This window comes from Streptomyces sp. NPDC058662 (genome assembly GCF_042716255.1).
Taxonomy (GTDB): Bacteria; Actinomycetota; Actinomycetes; order Streptomycetales; family Streptomycetaceae; genus Streptomyces.
The window spans coordinates 1-20,866 of the sequence record NZ_JBHXRU010000049.1 but is presented as its reverse complement, the minus strand read 5'-3'; the positions used below and the strand labels follow the sequence as shown (position 1 = coordinate 20,866).

The 20,866-nt window shown below is 74.0% G+C and carries 16 protein-coding genes; 5 read left to right on the top strand and 11 right to left on the bottom strand.

All coding sequences use genetic code 11. The features are described from left to right. The first annotated feature begins 70 nt into the window (after positions 1-70). Genes ACFWUQ_RS18600 through ACFWUQ_RS18590 form a run of 3 tightly spaced genes read left to right on the top strand, consistent with a single transcriptional unit; the run spans position 71 to position 2,024 of the window. Positions 71-640, top strand: coding sequence for a hypothetical protein (locus tag ACFWUQ_RS18600; protein WP_384539017.1), 570 nt, complete (start codon positions 71-73; stop codon positions 638-640). Then, positions 637-1,077, top strand: a complete 441-nt coding sequence (locus ACFWUQ_RS18595; protein WP_384539015.1) for a DUF4439 domain-containing protein — start codon at positions 637-639, stop codon at positions 1,075-1,077. Before ACFWUQ_RS18600 ends, ACFWUQ_RS18595 begins: the two co-directional genes overlap by 4 nt. Before the next feature lie 44 nt (positions 1,078-1,121). Beyond that, entirely contained in the window at positions 1,122-2,024 is a 903-nt protein-coding gene (locus ACFWUQ_RS18590; RefSeq protein ID WP_384539013.1) for an aminoglycoside phosphotransferase family protein, read from the top strand. 93 nt (positions 2,025-2,117) lie between these two features. Here ACFWUQ_RS18590 and ACFWUQ_RS18585 read toward each other — a convergent pair whose 3' ends face one another. The 11 genes from ACFWUQ_RS18585 to ACFWUQ_RS18535 all read right to left on the bottom strand — a co-directional run bounded on the left by ACFWUQ_RS18585 (position 2,118) and on the right by ACFWUQ_RS18535 (position 18,510). Beyond that, on the bottom strand, positions 2,118-3,833 hold the full coding sequence (locus ACFWUQ_RS18585; RefSeq protein ID WP_384539011.1) for a proline--tRNA ligase: 1,716 nt from the start codon (positions 3,831-3,833) through the stop codon (positions 2,118-2,120). A gap of 42 nt (positions 3,834-3,875) precedes the next feature. After that, entirely contained in the window at positions 3,876-4,418 is a 543-nt protein-coding gene (locus ACFWUQ_RS18580; RefSeq protein ID WP_384539009.1) for a GNAT family N-acetyltransferase, read from the bottom strand. A 101-nt stretch (positions 4,419-4,519) separates the two neighbouring features. After that, positions 4,520-5,365 (bottom strand): GNAT family N-acetyltransferase, encoded by an 846-nt coding sequence (locus ACFWUQ_RS18575; RefSeq protein ID WP_384539007.1) that lies wholly within the window; start codon positions 5,363-5,365, stop codon positions 4,520-4,522. Positions 5,366-5,564: 199 nt separating this feature from the next. Continuing rightward, positions 5,565-6,722 (bottom strand): flavodoxin-dependent (E)-4-hydroxy-3-methylbut-2-enyl-diphosphate synthase, encoded by a 1,158-nt coding sequence (ispG, locus tag ACFWUQ_RS18570; RefSeq protein ID WP_384539005.1) that lies wholly within the window; start codon positions 6,720-6,722, stop codon positions 5,565-5,567. Between the two features lie 174 nt (positions 6,723-6,896). Continuing rightward, entirely contained in the window at positions 6,897-8,198 is a 1,302-nt protein-coding gene (locus tag ACFWUQ_RS18565; protein WP_384539003.1) for a M50 family metallopeptidase, read from the bottom strand. Further along, positions 8,195-9,448 carry a 1-deoxy-D-xylulose-5-phosphate reductoisomerase gene (gene dxr / locus ACFWUQ_RS18560; protein WP_384539001.1) on the bottom strand — a complete coding sequence of 418 codons (1,254 nt, stop codon included), beginning with the start codon at positions 9,446-9,448 and terminating at the stop codon, positions 8,195-8,197. The genes ACFWUQ_RS18565 and dxr overlap by 4 nt, the downstream gene beginning before the upstream one ends. Positions 9,449-9,469: 21 nt before the next feature. After that, on the bottom strand, positions 9,470-10,813 hold the full coding sequence (locus ACFWUQ_RS18555) for a hypothetical protein (RefSeq protein WP_384539000.1): 1,344 nt from the start codon (positions 10,811-10,813) through the stop codon (positions 9,470-9,472). A gap of 85 nt (positions 10,814-10,898) precedes the next feature. Next, positions 10,899-12,893: an acyl-CoA dehydrogenase family protein gene (locus tag ACFWUQ_RS18550; protein WP_384538998.1), complete on the bottom strand. Its 1,995-nt coding sequence runs from the start codon at positions 12,891-12,893 to the stop codon at positions 10,899-10,901. Positions 12,894-13,047: 154 nt separating this feature from the next. Beyond that, on the bottom strand, positions 13,048-14,493 hold the full coding sequence (locus ACFWUQ_RS18545; RefSeq protein ID WP_384538997.1) for an aldehyde dehydrogenase family protein: 1,446 nt from the start codon (positions 14,491-14,493) through the stop codon (positions 13,048-13,050). 177 nt (positions 14,494-14,670) lie between these two features. Then, positions 14,671-16,251, bottom strand: coding sequence for a PucR family transcriptional regulator (locus ACFWUQ_RS18540; RefSeq protein WP_384538996.1), 1,581 nt, complete (start codon positions 16,249-16,251; stop codon positions 14,671-14,673). 147 nt (positions 16,252-16,398) lie between these two features. Further along, entirely contained in the window at positions 16,399-18,510 is a 2,112-nt protein-coding gene (locus ACFWUQ_RS18535) for an ATP-binding protein (protein ID WP_384538995.1), read from the bottom strand. A 243-nt stretch (positions 18,511-18,753) separates the two neighbouring features. On the opposite strand from ACFWUQ_RS18535, the gene gabT reads away from it, so the two are divergent. Further along, positions 18,754-20,088: a 4-aminobutyrate--2-oxoglutarate transaminase gene (gene gabT, locus ACFWUQ_RS18530; RefSeq protein WP_384538993.1), complete on the top strand. Its 1,335-nt coding sequence runs from the start codon at positions 18,754-18,756 to the stop codon at positions 20,086-20,088. Between the two features lie 274 nt (positions 20,089-20,362). Beyond that, the coding region (locus ACFWUQ_RS18525) for a phosphoesterase (protein WP_384538992.1) at positions 20,363-20,866 on the top strand (504 nt) is incomplete at its 3' end.

Genomic DNA, 20,866 nt, shown 5'->3' with positions numbered 1-20,866 from the left:
TCAACCCTGTGGACGGAGCCCCGGGTACGGTGATCACACCTGTCCCGCCATCACCCCCGAGGACGTCGCCGTGCCCTGGACCCCGCCACCTTGGCCCTCGCGGAGGAACCTGCTCGCCGGTGCCGCCGGTGCGGCCGGCGCCGCCCTGCTCACCGGGTGCTCCGAGGGCCGTGCGCCCGACGGCGGCACCGGAGTTCCACTCGAACGGCGGATGCGCGAGACGGCCGTTCGTGACAGTGAACGGCTGCTGGAGCGGTACGACGCAACGGCCGCCGCCCATCCGTCGCTGGCGGGGCGGCTGACGCCGCTGCGGGCCTCGGTCGCGGCGCACGCGGCGGCCTTCTCGCCGGCCGGCGCCGCCGTGCGCGTCCCGTCCGGTTCGCCCTCGCCCTCGTCGTCCCCGTCCGGAGCGGCGGCGGCGGGCGGCTCGGCGACGCCCGCCGAGCCGGCCCCGCCGGTGCCCGCCGAGCCCGCCGCCGCGCTGACCGCCCTCGCCGACGCCGAGCGGCGCCTGTCCGAGACCCGCACCATCGATCTCGCCGGTGCGCCCGGGGAGCTGGCGCGGCTGCTGGCCTCGGTGGCCGCCTGCGGCGCCGTCCACGCCCACCTGCTGACCTCGACCCCGGGAGCCAAGCCGTGACACCCGAACCTGCCCCCGCCGGCCGCCCGCTGGAAGCGGCGCAGGCCGCCCTCGCCGCCGAGCACGCGGCCGCGTACGGGTACGGGGTCATCGGCGCCCGCAGCGCCGGCGCCCGCGCCGCCGAGGCCCGGGAGGCGTACGGCGAGCACCTGGCGCGCCGGGACTCCCTCGCCCGGACCGTGCGGGAGCTGGGCGGGGCCCCGCGCGCCTCGGAGGCCGCGTACGCCCTCCCGTTCGCGGTGCGCACCCCCGCCGACGCCGAGCGGATGGCGGCCGACATCGAGGACCGCGTGGCCGGGGCGTACTCGGATCTGGTGCGGGCGGCCGAGGGTCCGCTGCGCCGCGAGGCGGCTGACGCGCTGACCGCCGCGGCCGTGCGCGCGGCACGCTGGCGCGGTGTCGGCGTAGCCTTCCCAGGGCTCACGGAAAAGCGCTGAGGCGGCGCGACGGGCCCGGCACGACGGAAAGGGACCACTCACGCATGGCTTTCGAACCGCCGCAGCGGCTTGTACGGGCGCTCGGCGAGCTGCCGGAGACGGCGCGGGACGCGGACTGGCTGGGGAAGCTGCCCCGGCTCACCGAGGACGCGCTGGCCCGGCGCGAGGTAGCGGCCCAGCGGGTGCAGGCCCCGGGCGGTCGCAGCAGCCTGGTCGTCCTCGTCCGGTATCCCGACGGCACCCCGGCCGCTCTGAAACTGGCGCCCCCGCAGGCCCGGCCCGGGCTGGAGCTGGCCGCGCTCGCGCACTGGGGCGGCTTCGGGGCCGTACGCATCCTGGACACCCGGTTCCACGAGGTGGACGGGGCGCTGCTCCTGGAGCGGCTGCACCCGGAGGTGTCGCTGCGCTCGCTGCCGGAGGCCAAGGCCCTGTTGGAGGCGAGCGGCACCCTGCGCCGGCTCTGGGTGGCCCCGCCGGCCGGGCACGGGTGGGAGACGGTCGCGGAGCGCACGCGGGCGCAGTCGCGGGCCCTGCGCGCGGCGCCGGCCGAGGTGGCGGCCCTGGCGGCGACGGCCCTGGCGGTCCGCGAGGAGCTGACGGCCCAGCCCGGTGAGGAACTGCTGCTGCACGGGAACTTCCGGCAGGGCAAGGTGCTGGCCGGCGAGCGGGCCCCGTGGCTGACGGTGGGCCCGGATCCGCTGGTCGGCGAGCGCGCGTACGACCTGGCCCGGCTGGTCCGGGACCGGCTGGAGGACCAGATGGCCACCTCGGCGGGGGCGGCGGGGGCCCGGCGCCGGGTGAACAAGCTGGCCGACGCCCTGGAGGTGGACCGGGACCGGTTGCGCGGCTGGACGGTGTTCCGGGCGGTGGAGTCCGGGAACCGGGCCCTGGCGGCGGGGCGGCGGCGGGAGGCGGAACTGCTGCTGGAGTTCGCGGCCTGGCTGTAGGACGTGCCGTCGCCGGCGTGCGCCCGGCCCCGTTCCGGGGAGCGGGGCCGGGCGGGGTGGACGCCGGCCCGCGGTCGGCCCGGCCCCCGCGCCTCACACGCCGGCGGGGCTCCCGGCCGTCAGGCGGGACAGGGCCTGCGCCAGGGGCAGTTCCTCGCGGGTGCCCGCACGGCGGTCCTGGAGTTCGACCACCGATTCGGCGGAGCGGCGGCCCGCGACCAGGATCCACGGGACGCCGATGAGTTCCGCGTCCGTGAGCTTGACGCCCGGGGACAGTCCGGGCCGGTCGTCGAGGAGCACCCGCAGGCCGGCGGCGGCCAGTTCGGACGCCGCCGATTCCGCCAGCGCGAGCGGCACCGCCTTGCCCGCCGCAACGACATGGACGTCGGCCGGAGCCACCTCCGCCGGCCAGCACAGGCCCCGCTCGTCCGCCGTCTGCTCGGCCAGTGCCGCCACCGCGCGCGAGACGCCGATGCCGTACGAGCCCATGGTGACCCGGACCGGCTTGCCCTCCCGTCCCAGGACGTCCAGCCCGAAGGCGTCCGCGTACTTGCGGCCCAGCTGGAAGATGTGCCCGATCTCGATCGCGCGGTCGAGCTTCAGGCCGGCCCCGCAGGACGGGCACGGGTCGCCCGGCTCGACGACCACCACGTCGAGGTACCGGTCCACGTCGAAGTCCCGGCCGCACACGACGTTCCGGGCGTGCGTGTCCGCCCGGTTGGCCCCGGTGACCCAGGCCGTGCCCGGCGCCACGCGCGGGTCGGCCAGGTAGCGGACCCCGCCCATGCCCTGCGGGCCCACGTAGCCCCGTACGAGGTCGGGCCGGTCCGTGAAGTCCTCGGCCGTCACCAGTTCCACCACCGCGGGGGCCAGGTGCTCGCCCAGCTTGCCCAGGTCCACCTCGCGGTCCCCCGGCACGCCCACGGCCACGATCTCGCCGTCCACCTTGACCAGCAGGTTCTTCAACGTCGCGGACGCGGAGACCCCCAGGTGCGCGGCGAGTGTCTCGATCGTCGGCGTGTCGGGGGTGTCCACCTCCTCCAGCGGCGGGTGCTCCTGCGTCAGCGGCGCTGGCGCGAAGGTCACGGCCTCCGTGTTCGCCGCGTAGGCGCAGGACGGGCAGTCCACGAAGGTGTCCTCGCCCGCCCCGGCGGGTGCCAGGAACTCCTCGGAGGCCGAGCCGCCCATCGCCCCGGACACCGCCGACACGATCCGGTGGTCCAGGCCGAGGCGCTCGAAGATGCGGACGTAGGCCTCGCGGTGGAGCCGGTAGGACTCCGCCAGGCCCTCGTCGGACACGTCGAAGGAGTACGAGTCCTTCATGTGGAACTCGCGGCCCCGCAGCACGCCGGAACGGGGGCGGGCCTCGTCCCGGTACTTGGTCTGGATCTGGTAGAGCATGACCGGCAGGTCCTTGTACGAGGTGCACTGGTCCTTCACCAGCAGGGTGAAGATCTCCTCGTGCGTCGGTCCGAGCAGGTAGTCCGCGCCCTTGCGGTCCTTGAGCCGGAACAGCAGGTCCCCGTACTCCGACCAGCGGCCGCTGACCTCGTACGGCTCCTTCGGCAGCAGGGCCGGGAGGAGCACCTCCTGGGCGCCGATCGCGTCCATCTCCTCGCGGACGACGCGCGAGACGTTGTCCAGGACCCGCTTGCCGAGCGGCAGCCAGGTCCACACCCCCGCGGAGCTGCGCCGGACGTAGCCGGCGCGGACCAGGAGCCGGTGGCTGAGGGTCTCGGCGTCGGCCGGGTCCTCGCGGAGGGTCTTGGCCATGAGGCGGGACATGCGCTGCACGTGTTGCGTAGACATGCCGGGAGGCTACCGGGGGGCCCGGGGGCGGCGGAAACCCGTTCAGGACCGGCGCAGCGGCAGCGGGGCGCCCATGACCGCGTACGGGAGGCTCGCGCTCGGGAAGTGGACCTGGCGGGCGAGGTCCGTGTAGCCGAGGGCCCGGTAGAGGGCGCGGGCGGGGCTGTCGGTGTCGATCGCGGAGAGGATCGAGCGCGGTTCGGCGGCGTCGTCCGTGACGCGGGTGATGAGCTCGCGCCCGACGCCGTGGCCCTGGAAGCCGGGGTGGACGTGGAGTTCGGTGATCACGAAGGAGTCGTCGAGCCATGCGTCGTGGCCGCCCGCCCGCAGGTGCGGTTCGACGATCGTGGACCACCAGTGGGCCCGGTCGTTCGGCATCCCGTAGACGAACCCGGTGAGGACGCCGTCCTCGGTGAAGGCGCCGAGCGCGCGGGCGCCGGGGCAGGCCATGTGGCGCTGGACGATGTAGCGCCGGATGCCCACCTCCTCCTCGCTGAGGCCGAAGGCGACGGCCTGAACACGCAGGGCCTCGTCCACGCGGGCGGCGAGGTCGAGGGGGCCGATGCGGAGTCCGGTTGGCAGCATGCGGCGACCTTACTCGGCGGTACCGGCGTACCGGTACGCCTCCGGTCCCGGCGGTCGTTTCGGGCCGTCCGGACCCGGCGGATCCGGCCGTGCGGGCCGGTTCAGAACAGCACGCTCATGAACGCCCCGACCTCGCGGAAGCCGACCCGCCGGTAGGAGGCCCGGGCCGCGGTGTTGAAGTCGTTGACGTAGAGGCTGACCACGGGCGCCACGTCGCGCAGGGCGTGGGCGACGACGGCGGCCATGCCGCGCTCGGAATGCCCCAGGCCGCGGAACTCCGGGTCCACCCAGACGCCCTGGATCTGGCAGGCGCGGGGGGTGGCGGCGCCGATCTCGGCCTTGAAGACGATCCGGCCGTCCTCGACGCGGGCGAAGGAACGGCCGGTACCGACCAGTTCGGCGACGCGGGCCTGGTAGAGGAGGCCGCCGTCCCCGGCCATGGGCGAGATGCCGACCTCCTCGGTGAACATGGCCACGCAGGCGGGCATGATCAGTTCCACCTCGTCCTTGCGGACCCGGCGGACCAGGGGGTCGGCCTCGACCGTGGCGGAAGGCCGCTCCATGGTCATCAGCGGCTGGTGGGAGCGGACGTCGCGGGCCGGGCCCCAGCTCGGTTCCAGGAGCTGCCACAGCAGCCGGGTGGGCTCGGCGGGACCGACGATCGAGGAGCAGCGGCGGCCGGTGCGCCGCGCGCGGTCGGCGAAGGCGCGGACGGCGTCGCGTTCGGCGCAGACGGGGACGAGGTTGGCGCCGGCGTAGCAGAGGGAGCGGAGCTCGCCGTCGGCGTACCAGCCCCACATCTCGCCGCCCAGGCGCCAGGGGTCGAGTCCGGCGACCTGGACCCGGGAGGTGACGAAGGCGTTCTCGACCGGCGCGCGTCCGAGGACGTCGAGCGCGGCGTCGAGATCACTGGGCTCAAGGACCCGGGTGGTGGTCTGCGTCAACACTGGGGGCCTCACCGTACAGGTCTGCTGATCTCCGCACTGTACCCGGCGGCACCCGGGGATGCCGCGTCCCACGGGTCACGAACGAGCCCCGGGCCCGCCCGCGAACTGCGGGAACGGGACCGGGGCCGGGAGCTTCGCGGGGCGGGCCGTGTTCCGCCGGACGGCGTCCGGGGAAGCGGGCAGGGGGGAGGCGGGAGGCTCAGACGCCGATGGCCACGGTGGGCTCGCCCGACATGACGCCGTCCTTCTCCATCTGCTCGGCGATCTTCATGGCTTCCTCGATGAGGGTCTCCACGATCTTCGATTCGGGGACGGTCTTGATGACCTCGCCCTTCACGAAGATCTGGCCCTTGCCGTTGCCGGAGGCGACACCGAGGTCGGCCTCGCGGGCCTCGCCGGGGCCGTTGACGACGCAGCCCATGACCGCGACGCGCAGCGGGACCTCCATGCCCTCCAGGCCCGCCGTGACCTCCTCGGCCAGCTTGTAGACGTCGACCTGGGCGCGCCCGCAGGACGGGCAGGAGACGATCTCCAGGCGGCGGGGCTTGAGGTTGAGCGACTCCAGGATCTGGATGCCGACCTTGATCTCCTCGACCGGCGGGGCCGAGAGGGAGACGCGGATGGTGTCGCCGATGCCCTCGGACAGCAGCGCGCCGAAGGCGACGGCGGACTTGATGGTGCCCTGGAAGGCGGGACCGGCCTCGGTGACGCCGAGGTGCAGCGGGTAGTCGCAGGCGGCGGCCAGCTGGCGGTAGGCGTTGACCATGACGACGGGGTCGTTGTGCTTCACCGAGATCTTGATGTCGCTGAAACCGTGCTCCTCGAAGAGGGAGGCCTCCCAGAGCGCGGACTCGACGAGCGCCTCGGGGGTGGCCTTGCCGTACTTCTTGAGCAGCCGGGCGTCGAGCGAACCCGCGTTGACGCCGATCCGGATCGGGGTCCCGGCGTCCTTGGCGGCCCGCGCGATCTCCTTGACCTTGTCGTCGAACTGCTTGATGTTGCCCGGGTTCACGCGGACGGCGGCGCAGCCGGCGTCGATCGCGGCGAACACGTACTTGGGCTGGAAGTGGATGTCCGCGATGACCGGGATCTGGGACTTCTTCGCGATGACCGCGAGTGCGTCGGCGTCGTCCTGGGTCGGGCAGGCGACCCGGACGATGTTGCAGCCGGAGGCGGTCAGTTCGGCGATCTGCTGGAGCGTGGCGCCGACGTCGGAGGTGCGGGTCGTGGTCATCGACTGCACCGAGATGGGCGCGTCGCCACCGACGGCCACCGAGCCGACCTGGATCTTGCGGCTGACCCGGCGGTCGGCAAGCTTCGTCGGCACGGACGGCATTCCGAGAGAGATGGCAGTCATCTGCTGTGCAACCCCAAGGTGTGGATCAAGGTCCCGAGATCGGCGGGCTCCAGCCTTCGAGATTACGCCAATCAGCGAGCGCGCCGCGCATCCGAGGGGGTGCGCCACCCGAACGCGGTGGGCCGGGCACGATCCGTGCCCGGCCCACCGCGCGGGGAGTGCGGCGCCCCGCCGTCAGGTGATCTTGATGGGGTTCACCACGTCCGCCACCATCACCAGCAGCGTGAAGCAGATGAAGAGCCCGGCCACCACGTAGGCGACGGGCATCAGCTTCGCCACGTCGAACGGGCCGGGGTCGGGGCGCCGGAAGACCCGGGCCAGGCCGCGCCGGACGGACTCCCACATCGCGCCGGCGATGTGCCCGCCGTCGAGCGGGAGCAGCGGCACCATGTTGAACAGGAACAGCGAGAGGTTGAAACCGGCCAGCAGGTTGATGAAGAACACCAGCTGGTGCTGGACGGGGATGTCCAGGTTGAAGATGTCGCTGCTGACCCGCGCGGCTCCCACGACGCCCATCGGGCTGTCCTGCTGCCGCTCGGCCCCGTTGAACGCGGCGTCCCACAGGTCCGGGACCTTGGTGGGCAGGGCGATCAGCGACTCCACGCCGCTCTGCATCATCTCGCCCATGCGGCCGACGGACTGGCCGAAGGACTGCGGGACGTAGCCGGTGGCGGGGGCGAAGCCGAGGAATCCGGCGGTCACGTACTGGTCCTTGACGGCGTTGCCGTCGCCGTCCATCTTCGCGACCTTGTTCTCGATCAGGTTCGCGTTCAGGTCGATCCGCTGCCCGGCCCGCTCGACGGTGATGACGGCGGGTCCGACGGTGGCGCGGATGTCCTTCTGCAGCGAGGACCAGTCCTGGACCGGGCGCCCGTTGAAGGCGACGATCCTGTCCTTCTGCAGCAGGCCTGCCGCCTTCGCGGGGGCGGCCGGGTCGGCGGGCGCGCACGTGTCGCGCTTCTCGCTCTGCTGGATGACGCAGTCGGAGACCGAGCCGACCACGGTCGTCTGGGTGTTCAGGCCGAAGGTCATCAGCGTGGTCAGGAAGATCGCCACGGCCAGGATCAGGTTCATGAACGGGCCGGCGAACATCACGATCACGCGCTTCCACGGCTTGCGCGTGTAGAAGAGCCGGCTCCCGTCGCCCGGCTGGAGCTCCTCGTACGCCGCTGAGCGCGCGTCCTCGATCATCGACCGGAACGGCGAGGTGGACCGGGCGGTGACCTTGCCGTCCTCACCGGGCGGGAACATCCCGATCATGCGGATGTAGCCGCCCATCGGGATGGCCTTGAGCCCGTACTCGGTCTCGCCCTTGCGCCGTGACCAGATGGTCGGCCCGAAGCCGACCATGTACTGCGGCACGCGGATGCCGAACAGCTTGGCCGTGGAGAGGTGTCCGAGCTCGTGCCAGGCGATGGAGATCAGCAGGCCCACCAGGAAGAGCACGATCCCGAGCACCGTCATCAGAACTGTCATGCGCTCGCCTCCGCGGCGGCCCGAGCCGCCATCTCACGCGCCCGGGCCCTGGCCCAGGCCTCAGCTTCAAGTACGTCCTGGACCGTCAGGGAAGTTCCCGACTCCGGCGTCCCGTGCTCATCGACCACGGCAGAGACCGTATCCATGATTGCTGTGAACGGCAGGCGACCTGCCAGGAACGCCTCCACGCACTCCTCGTTGGCCGCGTTGAAGACCGCCGGGGCGGTGCCGCCGAGGGAGCCGACGTGTCGGGCGAGGCCCACGGAGGGGAAAGCCTCGGTGTCCAGCGGGAAGAACTCCCAGGTGGAGGCCTTGGTCCAGTCGAAGGCGGGGGCCGCGTCCGGGACCCGCTGCGGCCAGCCGAGGCCGATCGCGATGGGGCCGCGCATGTCCGGCGGCGTGGCCTGCGCGAGCGTGGAGCCGTCCGTGAACTCCACCATCGAGTGCACGTAGGACTGGGGGTGGACCACGACCTCGATGCGGTCGAAGGGGATGTCGTAGAGCAGGTGCGCCTCGATGACCTCCAGCCCCTTGTTGACCAGGGTCGCCGAGTTGACGGTGATCACCGGGCCCATGGCCCAGGTCGGGTGCGCGAGGGCGTCCTGGACGGTCACGCCGGCCAGCTCGGCGCGGGTGCGGCCGCGGAAGGGTCCGCCCGAGGCGGTGACGACGAGCTTGCGGACGTCCGCCCGGGTGCCGGCGGCGAGCGCCTGGAAGAGCGCGGCGTGCTCGGAGTCCACCGGGATGATCTGGCCGGGCTTCGCCAGGGCCTTGACCAGCGGACCGCCGACGATCAGCGACTCCTTGTTGGCCAGGGCCAGGGTCCGGCCCGCCCGCAGTGCGGCGAGGGTGGGCGCGAGGCCGATGGAGCCGGTGATGCCGTTGAGGACGGTGTGGCACGGCGAGGCGGCGAGTTCGGCCGCGGCGTCGGGTCCCGCCAGGATCTCGGGCAGCGCCTCGGACCCGCCGTACTCGGCGCTCAGCGCCTCTTTCAGGGCCGGTACGGCGTCCTCGCGGGCAACGGCCACCGCGTTGACCCGCAGCAGTCGGGCCTGCTCGGCCAGCAGGGCGACCCGGCCGCCCGCGGCGGACAGCGCGGTCACGCGGAACCGGTCCGGGTTGCGCAGGGCCAGGTCGATGGCCTGGGTACCGATGGACCCGGTGGACCCGAGGACGACGATGTCGCGGGGGCCGGCCGCGGCGTCGAAGAGGAGGTGCGGGTCGGCGAGAGGGGCTGGACGGTCGCTCATGCCCCCCATTGTTGCCGGAAGTCAGAACGGCTCGGACACGGAGTCCCCGTCCGTGGGGCGGGCGAGCAGTTCCGGGAGCGTCCCGGTGAAGTGCGGGAGCGCGCGGGCCGCCCGCCACCACGCGTCCGGATCGTCGTCGAGGGCGGCGGCGAACAGCCGGTCCGCCTCGGCGCGGGCGTCGAGCACGGCCGCCGGCCGGTCGTGCCGGTCCGGGTGGTCCACGTCGCCCAGCCAGTGGTCCTCGTCGAGGGCCCAGCAGGCGGGCAGCTTGTGCCGGATCACGTCGGCGCCGGTGAGCACCCCCCGGGCCAGGCAGTCCCGCACCCAGCGGATGTCCTCGCGAACGTCCTCCATGGGTACGGCGAGGCTCGCCAGGGCGAGTTCGTACTCCACGTCGCCGGAGGGCTCGGGGGCGGGCGCCGGCGCGAAGTGGCGGACCGCCCGGGTGAGCCACGGGTCCGGGTCCGGTTCCGGCTGCTGCGGCGGCTGCGGCTGCGGCTGTACGGTGCCGGCCGCCACGGCGGACACCAGCTCGGGCAGCGTGCCCGGGAAGCCGGCGGCGTACCGCGCCAGCTCGGACCACACGCGCGGATCGTCCCCCAGCGGGCCCAGCGCGCGGGCCACGGCCGTCCGCATGCCGGCCTGCTCGGGCAGGGTCCAGCGCAGGCCGCTCCGTTCGGGCAGGTGTCCGAGCAGCAGGGTCCGGTGCGCCGGGGCGACGTGCGCCACCAGCTCCTCGTGCGTGAGCAGGCCCATCCGCACGGCGCGGACGGCCGGCCGGTGCCAGTGGCGCCGGTGGACGGGGACCGCGCGGGTGTCGAGGAGGGCGAGGCCGACGTCCCGGGGGAGGTCGGCGACCAGCAGCAGCGCCTCGACCGCGCCCGTCGGCAGCGGTGCGGCGGCGTGCTCGCGCAGCAGCAGGTCCGGGTCCCTCTCGTGGGGGAAGGTGAGCACGTCCAGGGCGGCCCGCGGCCGCCGCCCGCCGTGCCGGCGCAGCTGCGCGACCAGCTCCTCGGCGGTGAGCCCGGCGGCGGGGTCCCGGCCGAGTTCGGCCGCGACCGCCCGCCGCAGCTCCTGCGACGCCGTGCGGGCGGCGTACAGCTCCGGTCCCCGCAAGCCGGGCAGGGGGCGCCCGACGACGCGGGGGTTGCGGGCGATGTAGTGCCGGTCGCCCTCGGAGCCGTGGCGCAGCAGCAGGGTGACGGTGGAGGCGGGCAGCCACGCGTCGCGGCACAGGTACTTGCGGGCGGCCGGGTCGAGCCGGCCGACCAGGTCCATGACGACGCGGTCCGGTGCGTGGCGCAGCAGGTGGGCCACGCACCAGGCCAGCCGTCGGCTGGCGCGGTCCTCCTCTGCCGTCGGCATCGTTCTCGTCCGCCTTGTGCTCGTACGCGTACCTGTACGCGTACCCATCCTCGTACGCCTGGCGGCGTGCGGAGATGATCGCAGGTCAGCGCAGTGGGCGGTGCACGTTTTCGCGGATGGAGGGACCGGGCGCGGCGTCGGCGATCCACGGGCCGTCGCCGGAGGGGTCGAGGACCCCCTCCTCCAGCCAGGCGTAGGTGCCCGACAGGACGCCCTCGACCACCTTGCGGTCGAGGTCGTCGGTGTTGGACCAGAGCCGGCCGAAGAGCTCCTCGACGCGGATCCGGGACTGCCGGCAGAAGGCGTCGGCCAGCTGGTAGGCCTCGCGTCCGTGCTCGTCGGCGGCCCGCAGGTGCTCGGCGCGGACGCAGGCGGCGCTCATGGCGAAGAGTTCGGCGCCGATGTCGACGATCCGGCCGAGGAAGCCCTGCTTGGTCTCCATCCGGCCCTGCCACCGCGCCATGGCCAGGAACGTGGCCCGGGCGAGTTTGCGGGCGGCGCGTTCGACGTAGCGCAGGTGGGTGGCGAGGTCGGGGTGGCCGGCGGGGCGGAACTCCCCGTAGGCGCCGGGCACCTGTCCGGCTCCGGCGGCCAGTTTCGGCAGCCAGCGGGCGTAGAAGCCGGCGGCGCGTGCCCCCGCCCGCGCCTTGTCGCCGAGGGCCTTCTCCGGGTCGATGAGGTCCCCGGCCACCGACAGGTGGGCGTCGACGGCCTCGCGGGCGATGAGCAGGTGCATGATCTCCGTCGAGCCCTCGAAGATCCGGTTGATGCGCAGGTCGCGCAGCATCTGCTCGGCGGGGACGGCCCGTTCGCCGCGGGCGGCGAGCGACTCGGCGGTCTCGAAGCCCCGGCCGCCGCGGATCTGGACCAGCTCGTCGGCCATCAGCCAGGCCATCTCGGAGCCGTAGAGCTTGGCGAGGGCCGCCTCGATGCGGATGTCGTTGCGGTCCTCGTCGGCCATCTGGGAGGCGAGGTCGACCACCGCTTCGAGGGCGAAGGTGGTGGCGGCGATGAAGGAGATCTTGGCGCCGACCGCTTCGTGCCGTGCCACCGGCCGGCCCCACTGCTCGCGGACGCCGGACCACTCCCGGGCGATCTTGAGGCACCATTTGCCGGCGCCGACGCACATGGCCGGCAGGGAGAGCCGGCCCGTGTTGAGGGTGGTCAGCGCGATCTTGAGGCCGGCGCCCTCGGCGCCGATGCGCTGGGCGGCGGGGACCCGTACGGCGTGGAAGCGGGTGACCCCGTTCTCCAGGCCGCGCAGGCCCATGAAGGCGTTGCGGTGCTCGACGGTGACGCCGGGCGAGTCGGCCTCCACGACGAAGGCGGTGATCCCGCCCCGGTGGTTCTCGCTCCGGGGCACCCGGGCCATCACCACGAGCAGGTCGGCGACGACCCCGTTGGTGGTCCACAGCTTCACCCCGTCGAGGACGTACGCGTCCTCCCCGTCGGGGACGGCCGTGGTCGCCAGCCGCGCCGGGTCGGAGCCGACGTCGGGCTCGGTGAGCAGGAAGGCGCTGACGGCGGTGGTGGCGCAGCGCGGCAGGTAGAGATCCTTCTGCTCCTGCGTGCCGAACATCTTCAGCGGCTGGGGCACGCCGATCGACTGGTGCGCGGAGAGCAGGGCGCCGATGGCCGGGCTGACCGAGCCGACGAGGGCGAGCGCCTTGTTGTAGTAGACCTGGGTGAGGCCGAGGCCTCCGTACTCGGTGCCGATCTTCATCCCGAGGGCGCCGAGCTCCTTGAGCCCGCGCACCGTCTCGTCGGGGATCTGCGCCTCCCGTTCGATGCGGGCGCCGTCGATCCGCGTCTCGCAGAACTCCCGCAGCCGGGCCAGGAAGGCCTCGCCGCGCCGGACGTCCTCGTCGGCGGGCTGCGGGTGGGGGTGGATCAAGTCGAGCCGGAACCGCCCGAGGAACAGCTCCTTGGCGAAGCTGGGCTTGCGCCAGTCCTGTTCCCGGGCCGCTTCCGCGACCTGCCGTGCCTCGCGCTCGGTCACCTTGGGCCGGGCGCCCGGGGGCTGGGTCGCGCCGCCGGGCTGAACGGGCTGTGCGGGCTGTGCGGGCTGTGTTGCGGACATGAGGGGGCTCACCTCGCCGCCGAGTCGGACAACCGGCCGGACGGCCGGCCGGTGCTACCCCGAAGACGTACCCACTGCGGCCGCTCCGGAAAAGGAAGACGGCCGGAGCCCCCGCACAGTGGGCTCCGGCCGTCGGCTTTTTGGCGGTACGGGATCAGATGTCGAGGCCGGTCAGGACCAGGACTCGCTCGTACGTGTAGTCGTCCATCGCGTAGCGCACGCCCTCGCGGCCCACACCGGACTGCTTGACGCCGCCGTAGGGCATCTGGTCGGCGCGGTAGGACGGCGCGTCACCGACGACCACACCGCCGACCTCCAGCTCGCGGTGGGCGCGGAAGGCGGTCTGGATGTCGCGGGTGAAGACGCCGGTCTGCAGGCCGAACTTCGAGTCGTTCACGGCGGCGAAGGCCTCGTCGGTGCCGTCGACCTTCTGGAGCGTCAGCACCGGTCCGAAGACCTCCTCGGTGGCGAGCTTGACGCCCGCCGGGACCTCCGCGAGGACGGTGGGCTCGTACGAGGCGCCGTCGCGCTTGCCGCCGGTGAGGAGCTTGGCGCCGCCGGACACCGCCTCGTCGACCCAGGACTCGACGCGCTCGGCGGCGTCCTCGGAGACGAGGGGGCCCACGTCGGTGGCGGAGTCGGACGGGTCGCCGGTGACCTGCGCCCGGACCTTGTCGACGACCTTCTCGACCAGCCGGTCGTAGACGGTGGCGTCGGCGATCACGCGCTGCACGGAGATGCAGGACTGGCCGGCCTGGTAGTTCGAGAAGGTCGCGATACGGGTCGCGGCCCAGTCGAGGTCGGCCTCGGAGGCCCAGTCGGCCAGTACGACGGCCGCGGCGTTGCCGCCCAGCTCCAGGGTGCAGTGCTTGTGCGGCACCGACTGCTGGATGGCGTAGCCGACGGTGTCGGAGCCGGTGAAGGAGATGACGGGGAGGCGCTCGTCCTTGACCAGGGCGGGCATCTTCTCGTTCGCGACCGGGAGGACCGACCAGGAGCCGGCCGGGAGGTCGGTCTCGGCGAGCAGCTCGCCCAGGATCAGCCCGGAGAGGGGCGTGGCCGGGGCGGGCTTGAGGATGATCGGCGCTCCGACGGCGATGGCCGGGGCCACCTTGTGGGCGCACAGGTTGAGCGGGAAGTTGAACGGCGCGATGCCGAGGACCGGACCCTTGACGAAGCGGCGGGTCAGCGCGAGCCGGCCGACGCCGCCCGCGTCGGTGTCCAGGCGCTGGGCGTCTCCGCCGTTGAAGCGGCGGGCCTCCTCGGCGGCGAAGCGGAACACCGACACCGCACGGCCGACCTCGCCGCGGGCCCACTTGACGGGCTTGCCGTTCTCGGCGGAGATCAGCTGGGCGATCTCCTCCGTGCGCTCGGCGAGCCGCTTGGACACGTGGTCCAGGGCTGCCGCCCGTACGTGGGCGGGGGTCGCGGAGAACTCCGCCGTCACGGCGTACGCCGCGGCCACGGCCTCTTCGACCTGCGCGTCGGTGGGCACGCTCACGGTGCCTACCAGGCGGCCGTCCCACGGGGAGTGGACGTCGAAGCTGTCCTCGCCGGTGGCCAGGCGGCCGGCGAGCCAGAAGGCGTGGGTGGAAGTCATGCGAATCCCGGCCCTTCGAATGGGTGCGGTGGGTCCTTGTCCCCTCCACCGTAGGACTCCGCCGGGGAAACGTCGTTTGTCCGGCGTGTAGTACACGCCGTCCGGGCCGCGCCGGTTTGTCACTGTCGGCCGGACGCCCCGCGCCTGCGCGGGACCGGCGGGGCCTCGGCGGCGGGGTCAGGAAGGGGCCGAGGTGGCTTTCAGGGCCAGCCACAGCTCCATGCGGACGTCCGGGTCGTCCAGGGAGCGGCCGAGGATCTCCTCGACCCGCTTCATCCGGTAGCGCAGGGTGTGCCGGTGCACGCCGAGGTCGGCGGCGGCGGCGTCCCACTGGCCGTGCCGGGAGAGCCAGGCCCGCAGCGAGGCCACCAGGTCCCCGCGGCCGGTGGCGTCGTGCTCCCGCAGGGCCCGCAGGGTGCCGTCCGCGAAGGCCCGTACCGCGTCGTCGGCCAGCAGCGGCAGGACGGAGCCGGCCGCCATCTCCTCGTGCTCGACCATCGGCCGCCCGCGCCGGCGGGCCACGGCGAGGGCCTGGTCGGCCTGGGTGAGGGCGCCGGCCACGGTCGCCGGTCCGGCAGGGGCGGACAGGCCGATGACCAGCTCGTCCGGCTCCGGGCCGGTGGCGTCCCGGCCCCGCCTGACCTCCAGCGCCTCGGCGTGCGCCGCGCAGGCCTGGACGGCCGAGCCGCCGTCGGCCGCCAGGACCACGAGCCGCCCCGCCTCCGGGACCACCAGCAGGGTCTCCCCCGTACGGGCGGCGGCCGACTCCACCGCGTCGACGAGCAGGGCCAGCCCCTCCGGCCGGTCCGTCCCCGGCAGCGCCGGTTCGGCCACGACCAGGCGGAACGGCGCTTCCAGCAGGCCCCCGTACAGGTCGCCGGCCACGGCCCGCGCGTGCTCGGCCTCCCCCGCGAGCAGCATCCGCAGCACCGCCGAGCCGAGCCGCGACTCGGCGTCGTGCAGCGAGCGCGAGCGTTCGGTGGTGAGGGTGAGGAGGGCGACCGCGGAGTGCACGGCGTACCGCTCGGCCGTGCCCAGCGGGGCCCCGGTGCCGACGGCCAGCGCTCCCCGGGGCCGGCGCCCCGTACCGAGCGACTGGAGCTCGACGCGGTCCTCGGAGCCGCCGACGACTGCGCTGGCGGGCGCGGGCCGCTCCCGCAGCCGCTCCACGTCGGGGGTGAGCCTGGCCGCGCGCCGCGCGGCCCAGTCGGGCGCGGCCGCGACGACCGCGCCCGAGGTGTCGTAGAGCGCGGCCCAGCCGTGGACGTGGGCGGCCAGCTTCGCCAGCAGTTCGGCGGGGCCGTCCGCGGAGAGCGCGGCGCGGGTCAGCTCGCGCTGGGCCTCGAATCCGGCGGTGACGGCCCGGTACTGGTCGGCCGCCAGGGCGGCCGAGACGGCCTTGCTGATCGCCAGGAACGGGGTCCGGCGCGGCACCTCCAGCAGCGGGAGGTCCTCCTCCCGGGCGGCGTCGACGAGGGCCTGCGGGATCTCCTCGTAGTTGACGCCGATCGCGAATCCGATGCCCACGACACCGGCGGCCGCCAGGCGGCGCACGTACCGGGCCATCTCCCGCGGATCCTCGGCGTCCAGCTTCATCGCGGTGATCAGCAGCAGTTCGCCGCCCTCCATGTAGGGGACGGGGTCGGCGAGCTCGCTGACGTGGGCCCAGCGCACCGGGGTGTCGAGGCGGCCCTCCCCGGCGCGGACGCTGAGTTTGAGCGCCGAGTGGTGGACGAGCGAGGCGAGGGTGAGCGGCATCGGTTGTCAGGGGCCTTCGCGGGAGGAGGGGCGGGGGCCGTTCGGCTCCGTCGGGAGAACAGCAGCAGGGGGCCGCCCGCGCTTTTTCGCCGTGTCGTATGAACGACTCTCCTCGATTCTGCCACCCCGTACGGGTCGGCGTACCGGTCAGGCCGTTCCGGCCAGCTTGACCAGGAGCGGGGCGGCCCGCTCACCGCGGACGGAGGTCAGCGACAGCACCGCGTGCCCGGGCGGCACCGCGTGCGCCAGGTCCGAGGCGGACCAGCGCTCCCGTTCCACCTGCCGCACGGTGACCGCGTCCGTGGTGACGGCCTTGCCGGTGACGAGCTTGCGGAAGGCGTGGAGGGCACGGGTCAGCGGCTGGTCGGCGAAGACGGTCCGGTGGGTGACGTCGCGGGCCTCGACCCATTCGGTGCCCCAGGCCTCGGCGAAGCGCTTCCCGTCCCAGGTGGTGACCCCCGAGAAGGCCATGCGGCAGCCGACGGCCCCGAGCAGCGGGGTGCGCAGCGCCTCCGGTACGTCGTCCAGGGTGCGCAGGGCGAGCAGTACTCCGGCGTGCGCCGAGCGCAGCCGCTGGACGCCGCGCACCGTCCCGGGGGTCAGCGTGTGCGAGGCGTCGTCGAAGGCGAGGAAGGCGAAGAGGGAGCGGTCGGAGCGGGCGGCCGCGGCGGCGTTGAACTGGGCCAGCAGCAGCCGGGCCAGGATCCGGGAGGCGTCGGCGTGAGCGCGCTCGGGCAGGTCGACGCGTACCCGGATCGGGTGTTCCAGGGCGCGCAGCGAGAAGGGCCGGCCGTGGCCGGCGGCGCCGCCCCCGACGTTGAAGAACGTGGCGAAGGCGGGGCGGTCCAGCAGGGCCGCCCGGTCGGCGAGGGCGGGTCCGGGGTCGGCGGGGGCGCCGTGCTGCCGCTCCCGCGCGTCGAGTTCCCGCAGCATGGCGTGGTGCTCGCCGCCGGCCAGCGCCTCGCGCAGCGCGGTCAGGGCGGCGGGGACCCGGTCGAGCAGCTCGCGCAGCTCGGGCACGGCGGGGAAGCGGCCGTACGCCGCCCGGAAGGGGCCGATGAGCTGGGCGAGGGCGGTCGCCGAGCGCCGTACGTCGATGCCCGGGACGTCGCCGACGAAGGCCTCCGCGAGCAGGGTGGCGGCCTCGTCGGGGTCGGTGGTGCCGCCGTAGAGGTCGAGGTCGTGGACGGAGGCGGGGTCGCCGACGCGTACCACGACGTCGTAGCCCTCGTCCGGGCCGAGCGGGGCCCCGGCCGCGCCGACGGCGACGACCGCGGCCTGCCCGGCGAGCGCCTGGAGGGCGAGCGCCTCGACGACGGGCCGCACCAGCCGGACCGTCTTGCCGGTCCCGGACGGGCCGACCGCGAGCAGCGAGGTGCCGAGGACGTCGGGGTCGAGCGCGAGCGGGGTGCCGCGGCGGGCGTAGGGGTTGCGCGGGCCGTCCTCGACGGTGCCGAGGAGTACCTGCCGGGCCAGCAGGTCGTGCCGGGCCGTCCGCGCGGGCAGGTCGCGCGCGCCGGACGGGTGCACGCAGGCGCCGGCGCCCTTGTCCCGCACGGCGTCGGCGAAGGCCCGGGCGCGGGAGGGGTCGACGCGTACGGACTCCCAGGCCCGGCGGATCCGGACGCAGTCGACGTCGTTCATCCGCCCGGACTCCGCCTCCCGCGCCAGCCGGTCGGCGACGTCCGCCATCCCGGCCTCCCGCACCTGCGGCCACCGGGCGGGGTCGTCGGGCCCTCCCGGCGGCGGCGGGGCCGCCGCCGCAGGGCGTGCGGCGCGCGCGGAGCGGTCGCCGCCGGCGATCCGCCGGCCGAGCTCGGGCCAGCGGCCGAGGCGGCCGAAGCCGAAGGCGAGCCCGCCGGCGACCGCGGCGTACCAGAGGTACGAGGCCACGACGGACGGCAGCGTCCCGGCCCAGGAGTCGGGGGTGAACATGTAGAGCGGCCAGAGCCAGAACCCGCCCAGGTAGCCGTTCCACAGCAGGGACCACAGCAACAGGCCGGCCAGCAGGGCGATCAGGGCGCCGCTGAGCAGTTGGCGGGTGGGGGTCCGGTCGGGTTCCTCGGCGGCGCGCGGGACGTGCCCGTAGGACCACACGCCGGGCCCGTCGGACGTGCGCGGGACGCGCAGCCAGTCCGCGAGGGCCGGGGGGCCGGCCGGGGCGTGGCGGGGCCTCGGGGGGTGGACGGGCGGGCCCGCGGGTCGCGGCACGTGGCCCGCGCGCGTGGTCTGCCCGTCGTACGTGCCCTCGGTGTCCATGAAACCCCTGCCCCCTGCCGTGCGTGCGCTGCGCTGCGCTGCGGCGCCCAATCTAGTGCCCGGGCGGGCGTCGGGCCCGTGCCCCGGCCCGATCCACAGGACACCCCCGCCGTCCTTCCTATGGCCGTCACGGACAAGGACACGCGGGCACCACTCCCGAACGGAGCATGCAGTACACCCGCCCCCGGGCCTAGCCTGCGGACAAAGACACGAGTGCGTCCGAAAACACCCCAGGAGCCCCCTATGACCTCTGTCCCGCAGGAGCGCCGCATCGTCACCGCGATCCCCGGCCCCAAGTCGCAGGAGCTGCAGGCCCGCCGTCTTGCGACGGTCGCCGGCGGCGTGGGCTCCGTGCTCCCCGTCTTCACGGCCCGCGCGGACGGCGGCATCATCGAGGACGTCGACGGCAACCGCCTGATCGACTTCGGTTCCGGTATCGCCGTGACCTCCGTCGGCGCCTCCGCCGAGGCCGTCGTGCGCCGCGCCTCCGCGCAGCTCGCGAACTTCACGCACACCTGTTTCATGGTCACCCCGTACGAGGGCTACGTCGAGGTCTGCGAGGCCCTCGCCGAGCTGACCCCGGGTGACCACGCCAAGAAGTCGGCCCTGTTCAACTCCGGCGCCGAGGCCGTCGAGAACGCCGTCAAGATCGCCCGTGCGTACACCAAGCGCCAGGCCGTCGTCGTCTTCGACCACGGCTACCACGGCCGTACGAACCTCACGATGGCGCTGACCTCGAAGAACATGCCGTACAAGCAGGGCTTCGGGCCCTTCGCCCCCGAGGTCTACCGCGTGCCGGTGGCCTACGGCTACCGCTGGCCCACCGGTGCCGAGAACTGCGGTCCCGAGGCCGCCGCCCAGGCGATCGACCAGATCACCAAGCAGATCGGCGCCGAGAACGTCGCCGCGATCATCATCGAGCCGGTCCTCGGCGAGGGCGGCTTCATCGAGCCGGCCAAGGGCTTCCTGCCCGCGCTGGTGCAGTTCGCCAACGACAACGGCATCGTCTTCGTCGCCGACGAGATCCAGTCCGGCTTCTGCCGCACCGGCCAGTGGTTCGCGTGCGAGGACGAGGGCATCGTCCCGGACCTGATCACCACCGCCAAGGGCATCGCAGGCGGCCTGCCGCTCGCCGCCGTGACCGGCCGCGCCGAGATCATGGACTCCGCCCACGCGGGCGGCCTGGGCGGTACGTACGGCGGCAACCCGGTGGCGTGCGCCGGGGCGCTCGGCTCCATCGAGACCATGAAGGAGCTCGACCTCAACGCCCGGGCGAAGAAGATCGAGTCCCTGATGAAGGCCCGCCTGACGGCCATGCAGGAGAAGTACGAGATCATCGGCGACATCCGCGGCCGCGGCGCCATGGTCGCCATCGAGCTCGTGAAGGACCCGGTCTCCAAGACCCCGTTCCCGGAGGCGGCCGGCGCGCTCGCCAAGGCCTGCCACGCCGAGGGCCTGCTCGTCCTCACCTGCGGCACGTACGGCAACGTGCTGCGCTTCCTCCCGCCGATCGTGATCGGCGAGGACCTGCTGAACGAGGGCCTGGACATCATCGAGGCCGCGTTCGCGGGCATCTGATCGAACCGGTAGAACATCCGAACGCGGCGGCCGCCCTCTACCACCGGTAACGGTCGGGCGCTGTGAAGAAGGTGTGGGGGGCCGATGTCGGGAGCGCGTTCCTGCTGTCGGTCCCCCTTCCGCTGCCGTACGGTTTCTGCAGATGAGTGAGACACCCCGCTCCCGGGAAACCGTGGGCGACACCAGTACCGGGCTTCCCCAGCGCCGTACTGGGCATGCGTTCGCGCACACTCCTCACCGATCGGACAGCCGTCCGCCCCAAACCCCCCGGGGCGTGCGGCAACCCGGTCCGGGCGGCCGTCCCGGAACCATCCCCCCTGTTCCGGGACGGCCGGCCACTCTCCTCGCGGCGCTGTGCGCCGTCCTCCTCGGGCTGGTCACCTGGCAGGTCCTCGTGTCGGGCCCGCTGCTGGCCCCCGACGAGCGGCTGAGCCGCGCGCTGGTCGGCGCGGTCCCCGACTCCGTCAGCGAGCGGCTCTCGGACCTCGGAAACGTGCCCGTCGCCCTGCCGGTACTGCTCCTGTGCGCGGCGTACGCCGCCCGGCGCGGTGACCGGCGGGGCGCCCTGGCCGCCGTGGCGGCCATGGCCCTGATCCCGGCGCTGGTCGTCCCGCTGAAGGTGTGGACCGGCCGCCCGGGGCCGCTGGAGCCCTGGGCCGCCGGCTACTTCCCCTCGGGGCACACCGCCACCGCTGCCGTCGCCTACCTCGGCGCGGCCCTGCTCGTCTCCCCGTACGTCCGCGGCCCGTGGCCGGCGGCCGTCGCCCTCGTCCTGACG

Bases quoted from the DNA above. Each gene is read 5' to 3' on its own strand.
- ACFWUQ_RS18540 (WP_384538996.1), bottom strand. From the start codon at position 16,251: ATGCCGCTCACCCTCGCCTCGCTCGTCCACCACTCGGCGCTCAAACTC.
- gabT (WP_384538993.1), top strand. From the start codon at position 18,754: ATGACCTCTGTCCCGCAGGAGCGCCGCATCGTCACCGCGATCCCCGGC.
- ispG (WP_384539005.1), bottom strand. From the start codon at position 6,722: ATGACTGCCATCTCTCTCGGAATGCCGTCCGTGCCGACGAAGCTTGCC.
- ACFWUQ_RS18565 (WP_384539003.1), bottom strand. From the start codon at position 8,198: ATGACAGTTCTGATGACGGTGCTCGGGATCGTGCTCTTCCTGGTGGGC.
- ACFWUQ_RS18585 (WP_384539011.1), bottom strand. From the start codon at position 3,833: ATGTCTACGCAACACGTGCAGCGCATGTCCCGCCTCATGGCCAAGACC.
- ACFWUQ_RS18580 (WP_384539009.1), bottom strand. From the start codon at position 4,418: ATGCTGCCAACCGGACTCCGCATCGGCCCCCTCGACCTCGCCGCCCGC.
- ACFWUQ_RS18550 (WP_384538998.1), bottom strand. From the start codon at position 12,893: ATGTCCGCAACACAGCCCGCACAGCCCGCACAGCCCGTTCAGCCCGGC.
- ACFWUQ_RS18590 (WP_384539013.1), top strand. From the start codon at position 1,122: ATGGCTTTCGAACCGCCGCAGCGGCTTGTACGGGCGCTCGGCGAGCTG.
- ACFWUQ_RS18555 (WP_384539000.1), bottom strand. From the start codon at position 10,813: ATGCCGACGGCAGAGGAGGACCGCGCCAGCCGACGGCTGGCCTGGTGC.
- ACFWUQ_RS18535 (WP_384538995.1), bottom strand. From the start codon at position 18,510: ATGGACACCGAGGGCACGTACGACGGGCAGACCACGCGCGCGGGCCAC.
- ACFWUQ_RS18545 (WP_384538997.1), bottom strand. From the start codon at position 14,493: ATGACTTCCACCCACGCCTTCTGGCTCGCCGGCCGCCTGGCCACCGGC.
- dxr (WP_384539001.1), bottom strand. From the start codon at position 9,448: ATGAGCGACCGTCCAGCCCCTCTCGCCGACCCGCACCTCCTCTTCGAC.